Annotated in this window: 15 protein-coding genes; 9 read left to right on the plus strand and 6 right to left on the minus strand. The window is 55.8% G+C overall.

The features are described 5' to 3' along the window. Positions 1–44: 44 nt before the first annotated feature. The 4 genes from DK872_RS05145 to ybbA form a co-directional block, all read right to left on the minus strand. Positions 45–881: a MetQ/NlpA family ABC transporter substrate-binding protein gene (locus DK872_RS05145; protein ID WP_035887327.1), complete on the minus strand. Its 837-nt coding sequence runs from the start codon at positions 879–881 to the stop codon at positions 45–47. A 301-nt stretch (positions 882–1,182) separates the two neighbouring features. Then, positions 1,183–2,334 (minus strand): porin, encoded by a 1,152-nt coding sequence (locus DK872_RS05150; RefSeq protein ID WP_007373615.1) that lies wholly within the window; start codon positions 2,332–2,334, stop codon positions 1,183–1,185. 196 nt (positions 2,335–2,530) lie between these two features. Continuing rightward, on the minus strand, positions 2,531–4,945 hold the full coding sequence (ybbP, locus tag DK872_RS05155; protein WP_007373614.1) for a putative ABC transporter permease subunit YbbP: 2,415 nt from the start codon (positions 4,943–4,945) through the stop codon (positions 2,531–2,533). Next, positions 4,942–5,628, minus strand: a complete 687-nt coding sequence (gene ybbA, locus DK872_RS05160) for a putative ABC transporter ATP-binding protein YbbA (protein ID WP_071920384.1) — start codon at positions 5,626–5,628, stop codon at positions 4,942–4,944. Before ybbA ends, ybbP begins: the two co-directional genes overlap by 4 nt. On the opposite strand from ybbA, the gene tesA reads away from it, so the two are divergent. From tesA to DK872_RS05185, 5 genes are all read left to right on the plus strand, one after another. Next, complete coding sequence (gene tesA / locus DK872_RS05165; RefSeq protein WP_161518091.1) at positions 5,599–6,222, plus strand: multifunctional acyl-CoA thioesterase I/protease I/lysophospholipase L1; 624 nt, start codon at positions 5,599–5,601, stop codon at positions 6,220–6,222. The genes ybbA and tesA overlap by 30 nt on opposite strands. Before the next feature lie 29 nt (positions 6,223–6,251). Continuing rightward, the gene (locus DK872_RS05170) at positions 6,252–7,022 is read left to right on the plus strand and encodes an SDR family oxidoreductase (protein WP_007373611.1); all 771 of its coding nucleotides are present in this window, start codon (positions 6,252–6,254) and stop codon (positions 7,020–7,022) included. Between the two features lie 61 nt (positions 7,023–7,083). Beyond that, on the plus strand, positions 7,084–7,938 hold the full coding sequence (locus DK872_RS05175; protein WP_007373610.1) for a co-chaperone YbbN: 855 nt from the start codon (positions 7,084–7,086) through the stop codon (positions 7,936–7,938). Between the two features lie 84 nt (positions 7,939–8,022). Continuing rightward, positions 8,023–8,940 carry an SPFH domain-containing protein gene (locus tag DK872_RS05180; RefSeq protein ID WP_035887325.1) on the plus strand — a complete coding sequence of 306 codons (918 nt, stop codon included), beginning with the start codon at positions 8,023–8,025 and terminating at the stop codon, positions 8,938–8,940. Further along, the gene (locus DK872_RS05185; RefSeq protein ID WP_007373608.1) at positions 8,937–9,395 is read left to right on the plus strand and encodes an NfeD family protein; all 459 of its coding nucleotides are present in this window, start codon (positions 8,937–8,939) and stop codon (positions 9,393–9,395) included. The genes DK872_RS05180 and DK872_RS05185 overlap by 4 nt, the downstream gene beginning before the upstream one ends. A 3-nt stretch (positions 9,396–9,398) precedes the next feature. On the opposite strand, the gene cueR is transcribed toward DK872_RS05185, so the two are convergent. Beyond that, complete coding sequence (gene cueR, locus DK872_RS05190) at positions 9,399–9,806, minus strand: Cu(I)-responsive transcriptional regulator (RefSeq protein ID WP_007373607.1); 408 nt, start codon at positions 9,804–9,806, stop codon at positions 9,399–9,401. 171 nt (positions 9,807–9,977) lie between these two features. Between cueR and DK872_RS05195 the strand changes: the two genes are divergently transcribed. The 4 genes from DK872_RS05195 to ybaK all read left to right on the plus strand — a co-directional run bounded on the left by DK872_RS05195 (position 9,978) and on the right by ybaK (position 14,394). Further along, positions 9,978–10,274: a TM2 domain-containing protein gene (locus tag DK872_RS05195; RefSeq protein ID WP_007373606.1), complete on the plus strand. Its 297-nt coding sequence runs from the start codon at positions 9,978–9,980 to the stop codon at positions 10,272–10,274. A 163-nt stretch (positions 10,275–10,437) separates the two neighbouring features. After that, positions 10,438–12,936 (plus strand): copper-exporting P-type ATPase CopA, encoded by a 2,499-nt coding sequence (copA, locus tag DK872_RS05200; protein ID WP_161518092.1) that lies wholly within the window; start codon positions 10,438–10,440, stop codon positions 12,934–12,936. Positions 12,937–13,025: 89 nt separating this feature from the next. Then, the gene (locus DK872_RS05205) at positions 13,026–13,835 is read left to right on the plus strand and encodes a TraB/GumN family protein (protein ID WP_144134244.1); all 810 of its coding nucleotides are present in this window, start codon (positions 13,026–13,028) and stop codon (positions 13,833–13,835) included. 79 nt (positions 13,836–13,914) lie between these two features. Beyond that, positions 13,915–14,394, plus strand: a complete 480-nt coding sequence (gene ybaK / locus DK872_RS05210; protein WP_007373603.1) for a Cys-tRNA(Pro)/Cys-tRNA(Cys) deacylase YbaK — start codon at positions 13,915–13,917, stop codon at positions 14,392–14,394. 14 nt (positions 14,395–14,408) lie between these two features. Here the strand turns inward: ybaK and ushA are convergent, their stop codons facing one another. Continuing rightward, the gene (gene ushA / locus DK872_RS05215; protein WP_071920343.1) at positions 14,409–16,061 is read right to left on the minus strand and encodes a bifunctional UDP-sugar hydrolase/5'-nucleotidase UshA; all 1,653 of its coding nucleotides are present in this window, start codon (positions 16,059–16,061) and stop codon (positions 14,409–14,411) included. Positions 16,062–16,083 lie beyond the last annotated feature (22 nt).

Below are 16,083 nucleotides of genomic sequence, written 5' to 3' on the forward strand. Positions count from 1 at the left end.
GACAAAAGGCAGGCCGCAGCCTGCCAGTCAAATCAAGCGGAAACTTATTTCTTATCCGCTTGCGTCATCCAGTCGGGTTTCTGGAAAGCGCCATAAACATTGTTGGGATCGTCAATGACCGCGCGATAAGCCGGTGATTTCACCACTTCAACAATATCCTTCGCGAACGGCTTATCGGCATCTTCCGTACGTACTGCGATGATATTCTTCAGATTTTCATCCAGATGTTCCTGCTTCAGCGCGGAAGAGAGCTTCAACCCGGCGGCGATAGCAAAGTTACCGTTGACCAGTGAAGCGGTCACCCCGTCCAGCGTGCGTGGCAGTTGTGCCGCTTCCAGCGGTTTGAACACCAGCCCTTTCGGGTTGCTGGCAATATCACGCTCGGAGGCTTTAGTCGGATCAATCGACTCTTTGATGGTGATAAGATCCAGCGATTGCAGGAAACGCAGCCCGCGCGCCAGGTTGGTCGGATCGTTGGAAAGCGTGACAATATCGCCCTTTTTCAACTCATCCAGACTTTTGATTTTACGGGAGTAAAACCCCATTCCCGCCGTTGGTACGCTGATCAGTTTGCTTAACTTCAGCCCTTTATCCGCGGTGAATTTGTCAAAATAGAGGCTGTGTTGAAACAGGTTCGCATCAATACTGCCGTTCGCCAGCGCCATGTTGGGTTGTACATAATCACTGAATTCACGTACCACCACTTTATAGCCCTTCTCTTTCAGCGACGGCGCAATCGCCTGTTTCACCATATCGCCGTAAGGGCCAGGTGCCACGCCGAAGACGATCGTGTGCGGATCGCTGCTGGCGTGAGCAAAAGGTAAACCGCATACCAGAAGCAGTGCGCCGAAGGTAGCGCGTAAGCTGAGACGACGTCCCATAAATTCTCCCTAACGAGTTGAGATGCTGTGTGGCGCGACGTGCAATGCGCCGCGTTCCATTTTCACCCTGTGAATAAGGCTGGAGGATAAGATGGCACAAACGCGGCCCTGCGGTAATTGAAAAAAATTCACTATGCTGTGAACTATGTCACTGAATGGTGGGGAGATATTTTCAGGATAAGGTGATGAAGCATAACGAAAAGCCCCACTTTTCGCGGGTAATAGGCTGTTTCGTTATGCTTTTTATTGATAAGCATTGCCGGATTTAAACTAAGCGCTAAACCCGGCAGCGCATGGCTTATCAGAAGTCGTAACGCAGACGAACAATGTTCATATCGGCCAGAGACTTGTCGGTGCTGCTGGTGAATACGTGTTCGTAATCGACACGGAAACCGTAATCCAGCTGGAAGGTCACACCTACGCCGTTGTCGATACGCTGATAGTCGCGGCCAGTGGTGTATTGCAGACGGTCGCCCATCACGTACGGCTGTACATATTTAAGCGCGTACTGGCCCACCGGGATTTTATAACCGGCAAAATATTCAATACCCCACGCGTCACCCGCGAAGTAGTCGTGAACATTTTTCTGACCGGTGGTCAGGAAGTTTTCGTACCAGCCGCCGCCGAAGGAGAAGGTCCAGTTATCCGGCGTCCAGCTCAGCGCTGTACCATAGATGTTCTGGCTGTAGGAGTCAGTATCGCCAGTGCTGCTGTTACGCACGTTGGCTTTGGTGTAGTTCCACGCCGTACCCCAGGTCAGGTTTTTGGCCAGGTGGTAATCCACACCCAGTGAACCGCCGCCATTACGTTTGTAACGGATGCTGCTGTTTTTCAGCAGCAGTTCGCTATCGGAGAACAGGTAGGCGGCATAGAGATCAAAATCACCAAAGGTGTTTTTGTATTTCAGCATCTTACGTGAACGGTAAGAACCGTCGTAATCACCTTTGATACCGTTACCCGGTGCCTGGGCTTTCATGTCGTAATCCCAGATATCGGTTTTCGCACCCACGACATCGTAATAAATGCTGTTCTGCTGACCAAAGGTCATCGTACCCCAGGTTTTGCTTTTCAGACCGGTGTACAGCATACGACGGGTGGTATTGTTGGAACCTGCTGCGTAGTGACTATCCCAGTCGAACAGCGCCGGAATGTTCACACCCAGTTCGTAATAGTTAATCCAGCTAATATCATCAAACAGGTAGTAGTCCGACGCGAAACGAAAGCGGGTGCCGCCGTCATAACCGTTACGTTTGTACGAGCCTTTGTCGCTATTGCCCATCGCGTTATCGAACTGCGGACGGATAGAACCGCCAACGGTGAAGTTCAGTCGGCTCAGCGGATCGCCGGCCTGTGGATCCTGTTTAAGAAGGGTGATTTCCGCCTGAGTTGCGAAAGATGTTAATGCCACTGCTGCGCCAATGGCTGTCGCCAGGGCGGTTGTTTTTATTTTCATGGTTTTTCCTTGATGGATAGACGCCACTAGTAAGTACTAGCGGGCAGATACTAACGTCTAAAAGTTCGCGTCTGTTGGGGATTTTTTGATTTTTTGTGCTACTAAATACTTTGAAACCAAGCATTTACACTTTGAAATGGAAACACACCATTAGAATTAATGGTGTGTTTTTCGTTAAAAAGTTATTGAGAAATGATTAACTGCTGAATTGACGAAACAGTGCTTTGCCCTTAAGCAGACGCGCGCCAAGCCAACCGCCGCAAAGGGAGAGCAGCAGCGCGCCACACAGTGGCAGAGTGATCCACAGCCGCCAGTCTGGCTGCCAGGGGAAATCAAATACCCGGGTTTGCAGTACCGCCAGCGCCGTTTCTGCGCCAATGGCCGCCACCAGCCCGGAGACTGCGCCCAATAAGGCAAATTCGCACCATAACGTGGCGCGTAACAGCCGTTTCCCCGCGCCCAGCGTGCGATAAACCACCAGTTCCTGGTGACGCTGACGCATTCCTACCTGAACCTGTGCCAGCAGCAGCAACAGACCGCAGGCAGTGACCAGCACCACCATCACTTCCAGCGCCCGGCTTACCTGCTCCAGCACCTGGCCGACTTGTTTTAAAATTGCGCCAATATCCAGCAGGCTGACGGTGGGGAATTCCCGGTTAAGCTGAGTCAACATGCTGTTACCATTTTCCCAGCGGAAGCTGGTCAGCCAGCTTTGCGGCTGACCATCAAGCGCCCCTTGCGGGAAGATAAAGAAGAAGTTAGGGCGCATGCTTTCCCAGTCAACTTTACGCAAACTGCTGATTCTGGCGCTGAACTCCTGCGTATCGCCCATAAAGGTTACGCTGTCGCCCGGCTTCAGGCCAAGCCGTTCTGCCAGCCCCTCTTCGACAGAAACTTCACCCGATTTTGGCGGCCAGCTTCCCGCAGTGATCGGATTATGCTCCGGTCGCTGCTGCTGCCAGGTAAGATTCAGTTCACGGTTCAGCGCTTCATCCTGATTCCCCTCGGTGGATTGACCGTTAATCTGCGTCATTCTGGCCCGCACAATCGGATAGAACGATTCCGGACGCACATGATGTTCAGCCAGGAACGCTTTCACCGGCGCCACCTGTTCCGGCGCGATATTGATGAGGAAATAGTTTGGGCTTTCCGGCGGCAACTGCTGCTGCCAGCGCTCCAGCAGATCGCCGCGCAGTACCAGCAACATCGCCAGTAACATAAAAGAGAGGGAAAATGCCGACAGTTGGCTCAGGGTTGACCACGGTTGGCGCAGCAGGCGATTCACCGCCAGACGCAGCGGTAGCGCTTTCAGAGTCAGCCGTTTTAAAACATTGAGCAGCAGCCAGCCGACCACGCCGCACAACAATGCCAGCACCACTGCTCCCGCCAGCACCGACCACAGCAGCATACTGCCCCCCATCAGCCAGGCCAGCAGCAAAATCGCCACGGCGCAGATGACAGGAATATAGAACTTCAGCGGCCAAACGTTCGCCACCGCATCGCGGCGCAATACGCGCAACGGCTGCGTGGCTAACAGCAAGCGATAAGGACGCAAACCCACCAGCAGCGAAATCACCACCATCGCGCCGACAGCCCACAGCCACGGCCACAGGCTGGCTGGCGGTAACGCAGCGGGAAGCACCGGTTTGAGCAACACCATCAACAAGCTTTCAAAAGCCAGCCCCAGTACACCGCCCGTCACCACTGCCAGCACCAGCACCAACAGCCACTGTCCAACAATCAACTTGCGCAGTTGCGCGCGCCCGGCGCCCAGGGTTTTCAGCACCGCGACCAGATCGTAACGGCTGCGACAGTAGTGCGCCATCGCCACGGCCACCGCAGCAACCGCCAGCAGCAGAGTTAGCAGCGCAGAAAGCAGCAGGAACTGCTGCGAACGCTGGAGCGATTTACCGAGCGCCCCATCATCCTGCTCCATCCCGTACCAGCGATGCTCCGGTTTTAGCTGCGGCAGCAACCACTTTTCGTAGGCGTCGAGCTGCGCGGGCGTACCGGCAAATTTTGCGCGCCAGCTTACCCGGCTACCCGGCTGTACGGCGCCGGTCTTCGCCACATCCGCCGCATTCATCAGCAGGCGCGGCGCCATCTGGAAGGGGTTGAAACCGGAATCCGGTTCCTGAACCACTTCACCGGCGATATGTAACGTCGCATCACCAACATCGATCGTATCGCCGACCTTCAAATTGAGCAGGGCCATCAGCCGTGGTGCCAGCAATACGCTGCCCGCCTGCGGCTTCAGCCCGGCTGGACGGGTTTGCAGCTCGCCATAAAGCGGGTAAAGATCGTCGACCGCTTTCACATCCGCCAGTTGCGGCGTATCTCCGGCGAAAGTCATGGTGTTAAAGCTGATTTGCTCGCTCACTTTCAGGCCGAGTTTGCGCGCCTCATCCAGCCATGCTGCAGGGATTTCGCGGGAACTGCGCAGCGCCCGATCGCCAGCCATAAAGTCGCGGCTCTGCTGGCTCAGCCCTTTTTCCATCCGATCGCTGATATTGCCGAGCGCCAGCACACAAGCGACAGCGAGGCTGAGCGCCATCCAGACAATCAGCAGCGAAGGCGAGCGCCATTCACGCCAGAACCAGCGGGCAATCATGCTTCCTCCCGCAGTTCGCCATTAACCAGACGTAAACGCCGGTCGCAGCGCGCTGCCAGTTGCAGATCGTGCGTCACCAGAATTAACGTTGTGCCGTGCTGCTGATTCATGGAAAACAGCAGGTCAGCGATTTTGTCGCCGGTCTGTCGATCGAGATTGCCGGTGGGTTCATCGGCAAACAGCACGGCCGGACGGCCGTTAAAGGCGCGTGCCAGTGCCACTCGCTGCTGCTCGCCGCCAGAAAGTTGCGCAGGCAGGTGATCGAGGCGCTTGCCCAGCCCCAACTCTTCCAGCAGGGCTTTGGCGCTGCCGCGGCTTTGGCCGCCGTTTTCTCCGCGCAGTAAGGCAGGTAACTCCACGTTTTCCAGCGCGTTAAGCGTGGGAATCAGCATAAACGACTGAAAAACAAAACCCACATTCTGCGCCCGCAGTGTCGCTCGCGCCTCTTCATCCATCGCATGCAGCGGCTTACCCAGCAGATGAACCTCCCCACTGCTGCCATCATCCAGCCCGGCGAGGATCGCCAGCAGTGTCGATTTACCGGATCCCGATTCGCCAATCAGGGCGATGGTCTCGGCCGGTTTGACAACAAGCTCAACTCCGGTAAGGATGGAAAGCTCATGCTCCCCCTGACCGACGGACTTCTTAAGACGATGAACTTCAACAATGTTTTCCGCTGGCATTTGCCCTTCCTGTTGTTGCTTTTGTTGACCTTTCGCGCCGCGGCGGCGGACACGTTACTGATTCTGGGCGACAGCCTGAGCGCCGGTTACCGCATGGCGGCGAACGTGGCGTGGCCCGCGTTGCTCAATGACAAATGGCAGCAGAAACCGACGGTGGTGAACGCCAGCATCAGCGGGGATACCTCGCAGCAGGGGCTATCGCGCCTGCCCGCGCTGCTTAAAGAACATCAGCCGAATTGGGTACTGGTCGAACTGGGCGGTAACGATGGCCTTCGCGGTTTTGCGCCGCAGCAGACAGAACAGACGCTGCGTCAGGTGTTGCAGGCGATCAAAGCCGCCAATGCAAAACCGCTGTTAATGCAAATTCGGCTGCCCGCCAACTACGGCCGCCGCTATAATGAGGCGTTCAGCGCCATTTATCCTAAGCTCGCCAAAGAGTTGGATGTCCCTCTGCTGCCATTTTTTATGGAAGAGGTCTATCTGAAACCACAATGGATGCAGGATGATGGTATTCATCCCAACCGCGATGCCCAGCCGTTTATTGCCGACTGGATGGCGACGCGACTGGCTCCCTTAGTTAACCACGACTCCTGAGTATTCAGGCACGCCCCGCAGGTAAAGTTATGCAAAAAACGGTCTTAATAACAGGATGTTCCAGCGGTATCGGTCTGGAAAGCGCGCGCGAACTCAAACGCCAGGGTTTCCGCGTACTGGCTGCCTGCCGCAAAGCGGACGATGTCGCCCGCATGAACCAGGAAGGCTTTACCGGTATTTTGCTGGATCTTGACGATCCGGCGAGCGTCGATCGCGCCGCCGATGAAGTGATCGCTCTGACCGACAACCGCCTGTATGGCCTCTTCAATAACGCGGGTTATGGCGTTTACGGCTCGCTGGAAACCATCAGCCGCCAGCAGCTGGAACAGCAGTTTTCGAGTAATTTTTTCGGCACCCACCAACTGACGATGCGCCTGCTGCCCGCCATGACGCCGCACGGTGAAGGCCGCATTGTGATGACCTCATCGGTGATGGGGCTTATCTCTACGCCCGGCCGCGGTGCCTATGCCGCCAGCAAGTATGCGCTTGAAGCCTGGTCCGACGCTTTACGAATGGAGCTACGCCACAGCGGCGTCAAAGTAAGTCTGATTGAGCCGGGCCCTATCCGTACCCGTTTTACCGACAACGTTAATCAGACGCAGCGCGACAAACCCGTGGAAAATCCCGGCATCGCAGCACGTTTTACCCTTGGCCCAGAGGCGGTAGTAGCAAAAGTGCGCCATGCTTTTGAAAGCGCGCATCCCAAAATGCGCTATCCGGTTACGCTGGTAACCTGGGCAGTGAGCCTGCTGAAACGTCTGCTGCCTGGGCGCATGATGGATAAAATTTTGCGGGGATGAGTTGAAGGCGCAATATCCTCCCCCATGTAAGAACAATGAGTTAAAAAACAGAGAATTTCCTATGTCCGTACAGAATATTGTCAATATTACCGAAGTGAATCTGCAACAGGTGCTTGAGCAGTCGATGGCCACGCCGGTGCTGTTCTATTTCTGGTCCGATCGTAGCCAGCATTGCCAGCAACTGACACCGGTGCTGGAAAGCCTGGCCGCGCAGTACAACGGACAGTTTATTCTGGCGAAAGTCGATTGCGATGCCGAGCAAATGGTGGCATCGCAGTTTGGTCTGCGCGCCATTCCTACCGTCTACCTGTTCCAGAACGGCCAGCCGGTTGATGGTTTCCAGGGGCCGCAGCCGGAAGAGGCCATCCGCGCATTGCTGGATAAAGTCCTGCCGCGTGAAGAGGAACTGAAAGCGCAACAGGCGATGCAACTGATGCAGGAAGGCAAGCACGGCGAAGCGTTGCCGCTGCTGAAAGAGGCCTGGCAGCTTTCGCAGCAAAACAGCGAAATCGGCCTGCTGCTGGCGGAAACGCTGATTGTATTGAACCGCGCGGATGAAGCCGAAAACGTGCTGAAAACCATCCCGTTACAGGATCAGGATACTCGCTATCAGGGGCTGGTCGCGCAGATTGAACTGCTGAAAAAAGCCGCCGATACGCCGGAGATCCAGCAGTTACAAAAACAGGTTGCCGACAACCCGCAGGACGCGCTGCTGGCAACGCAACTCGCGCTGCAACTGCATCAGGTCGGGCGCAACGAAGAAGCGCTGGAGTTGCTGTTCAGCCACCTGCGCAAAGATCTCAGTGCCGCCAACGGCGAAGCGCGTAAAATGCTGCAAGAAATTCTTGCCGCGCTGGGTACCGGCGACGCACTGGCCTCGAAATACCGCCGCCAGCTTTACTCCCTGCTCTACTAATTCCCCCGCTAAATTTGGCGATCGTGCTGTTTTGATCGCCAAATCGGGCTAAGATGGCATCAAATTAAACAGGAGGTTTTTTTGATGCCAATCGTCATTCTGGTTCTTATCTTTGTCGCGCTGGTCGTGGTTATTTCCGGCGTCAAAATCGTACCGCAAGGTTTCCAGTGGACGGTGGAACGCTTTGGCCGCTTTACCCGAACCCTACAGCCGGGCCTGAGCCTGGTGGTGCCATTTATGGATCGTATTGGTCGTAAAATCAATATGATGGAGCAGGTCCTCGATATCCCCTCGCAGGAAGTTATTTCGAAAGATAACGCCAACGTCACCATCGACGCGGTCTGTTTTATTCAGGTGATCGATGCGCCGCGCGCCGCTTATGAAGTCAGCAATCTGGAACTGGCAATCATCAACCTGACGATGACCAACATTCGTACGGTGCTCGGCTCGATGGAGCTGGACGAGATGCTCTCGCAGCGCGACAGCATTAACACGCGTCTGCTGCACATTGTTGATGAGGCCACCAATCCGTGGGGCGTGAAGGTAACCCGTATTGAGATCCGCGACGTTCGCCCACCGGCAGAACTGATTGCCTCGATGAACGCGCAGATGAAAGCCGAACGGACCAAACGTGCTTATATCCTTGAAGCGGAAGGGATTCGCCAGGCGGAAATCCTCAAGGCCGAAGGGGAAAAACAGTCGCAGATTTTGAAAGCGGAAGGCGATCGTCAATCGGCATTCCTGCAAGCGGAAGCGCGCGAACGTTCTGCCGAAGCGGAGGCTCGCGCAACGCAGATGGTTTCTGAAGCCATTGCCGCCGGGGATATTCAGGCGGTGAACTACTTTGTGGCACAGAAATACACCGAAGCGCTGCAACAGATCGGCTCTGCAAATAATAGCAAAGTGGTGATGATGCCACTTGATGCCAGCAGCCTGATGGGCTCGATCGCCGGGATCGCTGAGCTTATCAAAGACAGCAGCAGCGAGCGGACTAAACGATGATCGCGCTGCTGCTCGAACATACCCACCTCGCCTGGCTGGTGCTGGGCGGATTGCTGCTCGCCGCCGAAATGCTCGGCGGTAACGGCTATTTGTTGTGGAGCGGCGTGGCGGCAGTGATCACCGGTTTACTGGCGTGGATCATTCCTTTCAGTTGGGAGTGGCAAGGGGTGCTGTTTGCCCTGCTCACCCTGCTGGCGGCCTGGCTATGGTGGAAATGGCTGAGCAGCCGGGTGAAACAGCAGAAACCCGCCGATGCTTCGCTTAATCTGCGCGGGCAACAACTGATGGGACGCCGCTTTCAACTGGATAACGCACTGGTTAATGGGCGTGGTCATATGCGCGTCGGCGACAGTTCATGGCCGGTCAGCGCTGACGACGATCTCGCCGCCGGCACGCGCGTCGAAGTGATTGCCGTGGAGGGCATTACGCTGCGGGTTAAAGCCGTGAGAGAATAGTGCTCACCCCTTCGCGTGATGGCAGCAGCCGGAAAGGTTATCAATAATCGGACACTCGGCGCTGTCATCGCCAGGGCAAGAATCCGCCAGCGCCAGCAATTGCGTGCGCATTACCTGTAATTCCTTAATATGACGCTCAATCTCCGCCACTTTTTGTAATGTCCGCGCTTTCACATCGGCGCTGTGGCGAGCCGGATCGTTGAACAACGTCACCAGTTCGCCGCACTCTTCAAGGTTAAACCCAACCTGCCGCGCCTGACGCAGCAGCGTCAGTTCGTTCAGGTGCTGCTGGCTGTAGCTGCGGTAGCCGTTCTCGCTGCGCATCGGCGGCGTCACCAGCCCTTTCTCTTCATAAAAACGAATCGCTTTGCTGGTTAAACCGGTTTTTTTTGCCACATCGCTGATATTCATTTTTTCACCTTGCTGCCGAACCTCTGATTTATAATATAAATCGCAAACATGTAATCAACCAAATATATCCATGTAACTAATATATTTTTTATTTACCCACCTTGCCGCTTCGCTATAACATGTGGCCGGATGTTTCAAAGAATGATAAATGATTTACACACAGGAGTGTTTATGAGTGATATGGCGTTTTGCCGTGGTTGCGGAAAGGAAATACATAAAGAAGCGGTGGCCTGCCCGCATTGCGGCGCGCCACAAAATATTGCCGGGAAGAAAAGCCGAATTTCCGCTGCGTTGTTCGCCTTCTTCTTAGGTGGTTTTGGTGCACACAAGTTTTATTTAGGGAAACCAGGACAGGGGATCCTTTATCTTCTGTTTTGCTGGACCTTTATTCCGGCGATCATCTCTTTCGTCGAATTTATTATTTATCTGTGCAACTCCGATCAGGAATTTGCCCGTAAATACGGTTGAGTTTGACTCGCTGACAATCAACAAACCCCGCCCGATGCGGGGTTTGTTGTTTATAAACCGCTAATGCCATCATCGTGAACATAAGGCCTTGACCTTCCCCTTGATGGAAGGTTTAAGCTTCACTTCACTCAGTATTGAAGCACCACAACCAAGGAGATTTACCATGTCTCACACCATAGAACTAAACCTGGATGGCCTCTCCTGCGGCCATTGCGTTAAACGCGTCAAAGAGAGCCTCGAAAAACGCCCCGATGTTGAACAGGCGGATGTGACCATTGAACGCGCGGAAGTCACCGGCAGTGCCAGCGCTGACGCGTTGATCGCGACCATTAAAGAAGCCGGATATGGCGCGAGTTTAAGCCACCCAAAGGCTAAACCGCTGGCAGAGTCATCACTCCCGTCGGAAGCACTGACAGCGGCCACCCCTGAGCTTCCGGCAGCCAGCGACCTTGATGACAGCCAACAACTGCTGATCAACGGCATGAGCTGCGCCAGTTGTGTTTCCCGGGTACAAAAAGCCTTGCAGGCCGTACCGGGCGTGACGCAGGCACGGGTCAACCTGGCGGAGCGCACCGCGTTAGTCATGGGTAGCGCGCCCGCCGCTGAATTAGTCAGTGCCGTAGAGCAAGCGGGCTACGGCGCTGAAGCCATAGAAGACGATATTAAGCGCCGCGAGCGCCAGCAGGAAACCGCGCTCGCCACCATGAAGCGCTTCCGCTGGCAGGCGATTGTCGCGCTGGTGGTCGGCGTGCCAATCATGGTCTGGGGCATGATGGGTGACAATATGATGGTCACCGACAGCAACCGCGCTCTGTGGCTATTTATCGGCCTGATTACCCTGGCAGTGATGGTTGTCGCCGGTGGGCACTTCTACTCCAGCGCGTGGAAAAGCCTGCGTAACGGCTCTGCCACCATGGATACGCTGGTGGCGCTGGGAACCGGTGCCGCCTGGCTCTATTCGATGAGCGTTAACATCTGGCCGCAATGGTTCCCGATGGAAGCCCGCCATCTGTATTACGAAGCGAGCGCGATGATTATCGGCCTGATAAATCTCGGCCATATGCTGGAAGCCCGCGCCCGCCAGCGTTCATCAAAAGCGCTAGAACGCTTACTGGATTTGACACCGCCAACCGCGCGGGTCGTTACCGACGACGGCGAAAAAAATCTGCCGCTGGCAGAAGTACAGCCCGGAATGACATTGCGTCTTACCACCGGCGATCGCGTGCCGGTAGATGGCGAAATCAGCCAGGGCGAAGCCTGGTTCGATGAAGCGATGCTGACCGGCGAACCCGTGCCGCAGGAAAAAAGTATCGGCGAAAGCATTCACGCCGGGACGGTAGTGCAGGACGGTAGCGTGCTGTTTACCGCCAGCGCGGTCGGCAGCCACACCACGCTTTCCCGCATCATCCGGATGGTGCGTCAGGCGCAAAGCAGCAAGCCGGAAATTGGTCAACTGGCCGACCGTATTTCGGCGGTATTTGTGCCGGTGGTGGTCGCTATCGCCCTGCTCAGCGGCGCAATCTGGTACTTCGCTGGTCCTGCGCCGCAAATCGTTTATACGCTGGTGATCGCCACCACCGTGCTGATTATTGCCTGCCCGTGTGCGCTGGGGCTGGCAACGCCGATGTCGATTATCTCCGGCGTCGGTCGCGCCGCGGAATTTGGTGTGCTGGTGCGTGATGCCGATGCCCTGCAACGCGCCAGTACGCTGGATACGATTGTGTTTGATAAAACCGGCACCCTGACGCGCGGCAAGCCGGAAGTGGTCAGCGTGAAAACGCTGGATGGCGACGATTCGGCGGCGCTGCGTCTGGCGGCGGCGCTGGAACAAGGTTCCAGCCACCCGCTGGCGCGGGCGATCGTGGAAAAAGCGGGCAGCGATGCGCTGCCGACGATGAATCAATTCCGCACATTACGCGGGCTGGGCGTCAGCGGTATTGTCGATGGACGCACTATATTGCTCGGCAATCAGGCTCTGCTGGCAGAGCAGAATGTGGATACCCGCGCGCTTGACGATGAGATAGCCACTCAGGCCAGTCTCGGCGCAACGCCAGTGCTGCTGGCAGTGGATGGCGTCGCCACGGCGCTGTTCGCTATTCGCGATCCGCTGCGCGATGACAGCGTGGAAGCCCTGCAACGCCTGCACCGCGCCGGTTATCGCCTGGTGATGCTTACCGGTGATAATCCCATTACGGCCAACGCGATTGCCAAAGAGGCCGGGATTGATGAGGTGATTGCCGGCGTTCTGCCTGATGGCAAAGCCGGGACGATCAAAAACCTGCAACAGCAGGGCCGCCAGGTGGCAATGGTGGGTGATGGCATAAACGACGCACCGGCGCTGGCACAGGCCGATGTCGGGATCGCCATGGGCGGCGGCAGCGATGTCGCCATTGAAACTGCCGCGATTACGTTGATGCGCCATAGCTTGCTGGGCGTGGCTGATGCGCTGGCGATTGCCAAAGCGACGCTGCGCAATATGAAGCAAAACCTGCTGGGAGCGTTTGTCTATAACTCGCTGGGTATTCCAATTGCAGCCGGAATTCTCTGGCCGCTGACCGGCACTTTACTCAACCCGGTTGTGGCGGGTGCGGCAATGGCGCTCTCCTCCATTACGGTGGTCAGCAACGCCAACCGTCTGCTGCGTTTTAAACCTCACCAGTAGTCAGCAAATGTTACCCCGCCGTTCAGGCGGCGGGGTTTGCACCTTGCAGCTTGCCGCGTTAGCATGGGATTTTCTCCCGGAAAGCGCGTATGACTCTGTTTCAACGATTGAAAAACTTCTTTCTCGCGCTTCGTGTGCGCCGCTACCGCTGGCCGGCAATGGATATCACGCTGCCCGGCGGCCAGCATCTGCACCTGGTCGGCAGTATTCATATGGGCACCTATGGCATGTCGCCGCTGCCAGAATTGCTGCTGCAAAAACTGCGTCATGCCGACGCGCTGATCGTCGAAGCGGACATTGCCGGTTCCGATTCCCCTTTTGATAACCTTCCTCCCGCTGCGCCGCTCGAAGAGCGCCTGAATCCCCAACTCCTGAGCCAGCTTGAGCAGACGCTGCAAACCCTTTCGCTGTCGCGCGAAGAGTTTGAACAGCGCCCGGCCTGGCATATCGCGCTGGTGCTGCAGGCTACCCAGGCTCAACGGTTGGGGCTGCGCCCGGAGTATGGCGTCGATTATCAACTGTTGCAGGAGGCCCAGCAGCACCAGATCAGCGTACTGGAACTGGAAGGCACCACCAGCCAGCTGGATATCCTGCGCCAGTTACCCGATGACGGCATCGAACTGTTACAGGACACCTTAACGCACTGGCATGAAAATGCGCGCCTGTTACAGGTGATGATGAGCTGGTGGCTGGAAACGCCGCCTGCCGCAGAACTGCTCAGCTTGCCGTCAACCTTCAGCCAGCCGCTGCATGATGTTCTGATGCATCAGCGTAATCAGGCGTGGTGCGATCGCCTGTTCGCGCTGCCGCCGGGGCGTTATGTGGTGGCAGCCGGCGCTCTTCATCTCTATGGCGATGGCAATCTTCCTGCGCTGCTGCAACAACGGATGGCGCAATAGCGCAAGATGGTACTATTTTTGTTGAGGCACACAGGCGTATGCTTATGGCGTGAAATGACTGTGGTAAGAAGGATTTGCTATGACTCCCGCCGTGAAATTACTCGAAAAAAACAACATCTCTTTTCAGGTGCATACTTACGATCACGATCCCAACGAAACCAATTTTGGCGATGAAGTGGTGCGCAAGCTGGGGCTGAATGCCGATCAGGTCTATAAAACGCTGCTGGTGGCGATTAACGGCGATATGAAACATCTGGCCGTAGCGGTTACGCCGGTCGCCGGTCAACTGGATCTGAAAAAGGTCGCCAAAGCGCTGGGGGCAAAAAAAGTGGATATGGCCGATCCGATGGCCGCACAGCGCAGCACCGGGTATCTGGTGGGCGGCATCAGCCCGCTGGGCCAGAAAAAGCGCCTGCCGACGCTGATTGACGCACCCGCGCAGGAATTCGCCTCGATTTACGTTTCCGGCGGCAAACGCGGGCTGGATATTGAACTGGCGGCGAGCGATCTGGCAAAAATGCTGGACGCGAAATTTGCCGATATCGCCCGCCGCGATTAACGCTTATGAGCTGGTTACTGCCAGCTCACTTCCCCTTTCGGTTCGAAAGCAGCCGCATCCAGCGGCGAGTTTTTCTGAATAAACTCTTTCAGCACTTCAGCATCGATAAAACCGGTATTCACATAGCCCGCTTTATCATCAAGACGCGGATAACCGTCCCCGCCGGTGGCGTTGAAACTTAACGTTGCCAGGCGGTATGTTTTCGCTGTATCAACCGGTTCACCTTTGATCTTCAGATCGTTTAGCTTGCCATCTTTCGCGACAAAACTAACGTTGGCAAACTGCGGATAGGCACCGGAATCCGGCTTCATCTGCGCCACAGCAGTGAGATAATCCGTCAGCTCTTTGCCGGTCAGCGTGGCGTAAACCAGCGTGTTGCCGAACGGCTGCACTTTCAGCACATCTTTATAGGTGATGTCGCCCGCTTCAATGGAATCACGCACGCCGCCGCCGCTCATTACCGCCAGATCCGCGCCGGTACGTGCCATTTGCGCAGCCAGAATCACCCGCGCCAGGTTGGTTTGCACAAAACGGACTTTGCTGCGATCCCCTTCCAGGTGACCGTTGGTGTTGCCGATTTTCACCTCCAGTTGCGCTTTGCCTCTGTTCTGGAACGGCGTCAGCAGCGACAACATCTGCGGGTTTTCAGCGATTTCCGGCGTGTAGAGTACGCGCTCACTTTTGCCGTTATCGTAGGTAACTTTCTTCTTCAGGTTGACCGGAATCAGCTGATAGCGCACCAGTTTCATCTCACCGTTGCGGAACTGGAAATCGGCGCGGCCAACGTATTTGCCCCATTCATGGGCCTGAACAATCCAGATACCGTTCTGCTGATCGGGCGCGCACGGCGTTCCCGGCACGTAATCAACCTGCTTTTTATTCTCGGAAGCCATGCACACAGGATCTTGTGAGTGACCACCCACAATCATCGCCAGCGCCCCTTTCGGCAGGCTGCGCGCCATCTCCACATCGCCCGGCGCATTCGAGCCGTGCTCGCCATTGTCGTAATGGCCCATATGAGTGGTGGCGATGATCACGTCTGGTTTTTCGTTCTGCTGAAGTTCCTGAATTACCAGCTTCGCTTCTTCAGCAGGCTTACGGAATTCGATATCGGTGAAAAACTCCGGGTTGCCGATTTTGGCAGTGTCATCGGTGGTTAAACCGATCACGGCAATCTTCAGCCCCTGGCGATTAAAAATCATCCACGGCTTAAACAGACGCTCGCCGGTACTTTTTTGATAAATATTGGCGGAGAGGAACGGGAACTTCGCCCACTTCTCCTGCTGACGCAACACGCTGAGCGGATTATCGAATTCATGGTTGCCGACCGCCATAGCATCATAACCAATCAGGTTCATGCCGCGAAAATCCGGTTCAGCATCCTGTAAATCAGATTCAGGTACGCCAGTATTGATGTCGCCGCCGGAGAGCAGTAGTACGCTGCCACCTTCGGCCGCCACCTCTTTACGAATGCCGTCCACCAGCGTCTTTTGCGCCGACAGCCCATATTCGCCGTAATCACTGCGCCAGAAGTGGCCGTGGTGATCGTTGGTATGCAGGATGGTGACGTTATAAGTTTTGTCCTGCTCGTATGCCTGCACCTGCCAGCTTGCCATGCCCATCGTTGCCAGCAGCGCCAACGTGGTGCTCTTTGGTAGCCAATTCATGCTTCTCTCCCTGACCCATTGA

The organism is Kosakonia sp. MH5 (genome assembly GCF_009935945.1).
GTDB lineage: Bacteria > Pseudomonadota > Gammaproteobacteria > Enterobacterales > Enterobacteriaceae > Kosakonia > Kosakonia radicincitans.

Coding starts and splice junctions, on each gene's coding strand:
- DK872_RS05145 (WP_035887327.1), bottom strand. CDS start 881: ATGGGACGTCGTCTCAGCTTACGCGCTACCTTCGGCGCACTGCTTCTG.
- DK872_RS05150 (WP_007373615.1), bottom strand. CDS start 2,334: ATGAAAATAAAAACAACCGCCCTGGCGACAGCCATTGGCGCAGCAGTG.
- ybbP (WP_007373614.1), bottom strand. CDS start 4,945: ATGATTGCCCGCTGGTTCTGGCGTGAATGGCGCTCGCCTTCGCTGCTG.
- tesA (WP_161518091.1), top strand. CDS start 5,599: ATGAACTTCAACAATGTTTTCCGCTGGCATTTGCCCTTCCTGTTGTTG.
- ybbA (WP_071920384.1), bottom strand. CDS start 5,628: ATGCCAGCGGAAAACATTGTTGAAGTTCATCGTCTTAAGAAGTCCGTC.
- DK872_RS05170 (WP_007373611.1), top strand. CDS start 6,252: ATGCAAAAAACGGTCTTAATAACAGGATGTTCCAGCGGTATCGGTCTG.
- DK872_RS05175 (WP_007373610.1), top strand. CDS start 7,084: ATGTCCGTACAGAATATTGTCAATATTACCGAAGTGAATCTGCAACAG.
- DK872_RS05180 (WP_035887325.1), top strand. CDS start 8,023: ATGCCAATCGTCATTCTGGTTCTTATCTTTGTCGCGCTGGTCGTGGTT.
- DK872_RS05185 (WP_007373608.1), top strand. CDS start 8,937: ATGATCGCGCTGCTGCTCGAACATACCCACCTCGCCTGGCTGGTGCTG.
- cueR (WP_007373607.1), bottom strand. CDS start 9,806: ATGAATATCAGCGATGTGGCAAAAAAAACCGGTTTAACCAGCAAAGCG.
- DK872_RS05195 (WP_007373606.1), top strand. CDS start 9,978: ATGAGTGATATGGCGTTTTGCCGTGGTTGCGGAAAGGAAATACATAAA.
- copA (WP_161518092.1), top strand. CDS start 10,438: ATGTCTCACACCATAGAACTAAACCTGGATGGCCTCTCCTGCGGCCAT.
- DK872_RS05205 (WP_144134244.1), top strand. CDS start 13,026: ATGACTCTGTTTCAACGATTGAAAAACTTCTTTCTCGCGCTTCGTGTG.
- ybaK (WP_007373603.1), top strand. CDS start 13,915: ATGACTCCCGCCGTGAAATTACTCGAAAAAAACAACATCTCTTTTCAG.
- ushA (WP_071920343.1), bottom strand. CDS start 16,061: ATGAATTGGCTACCAAAGAGCACCACGTTGGCGCTGCTGGCAACGATG.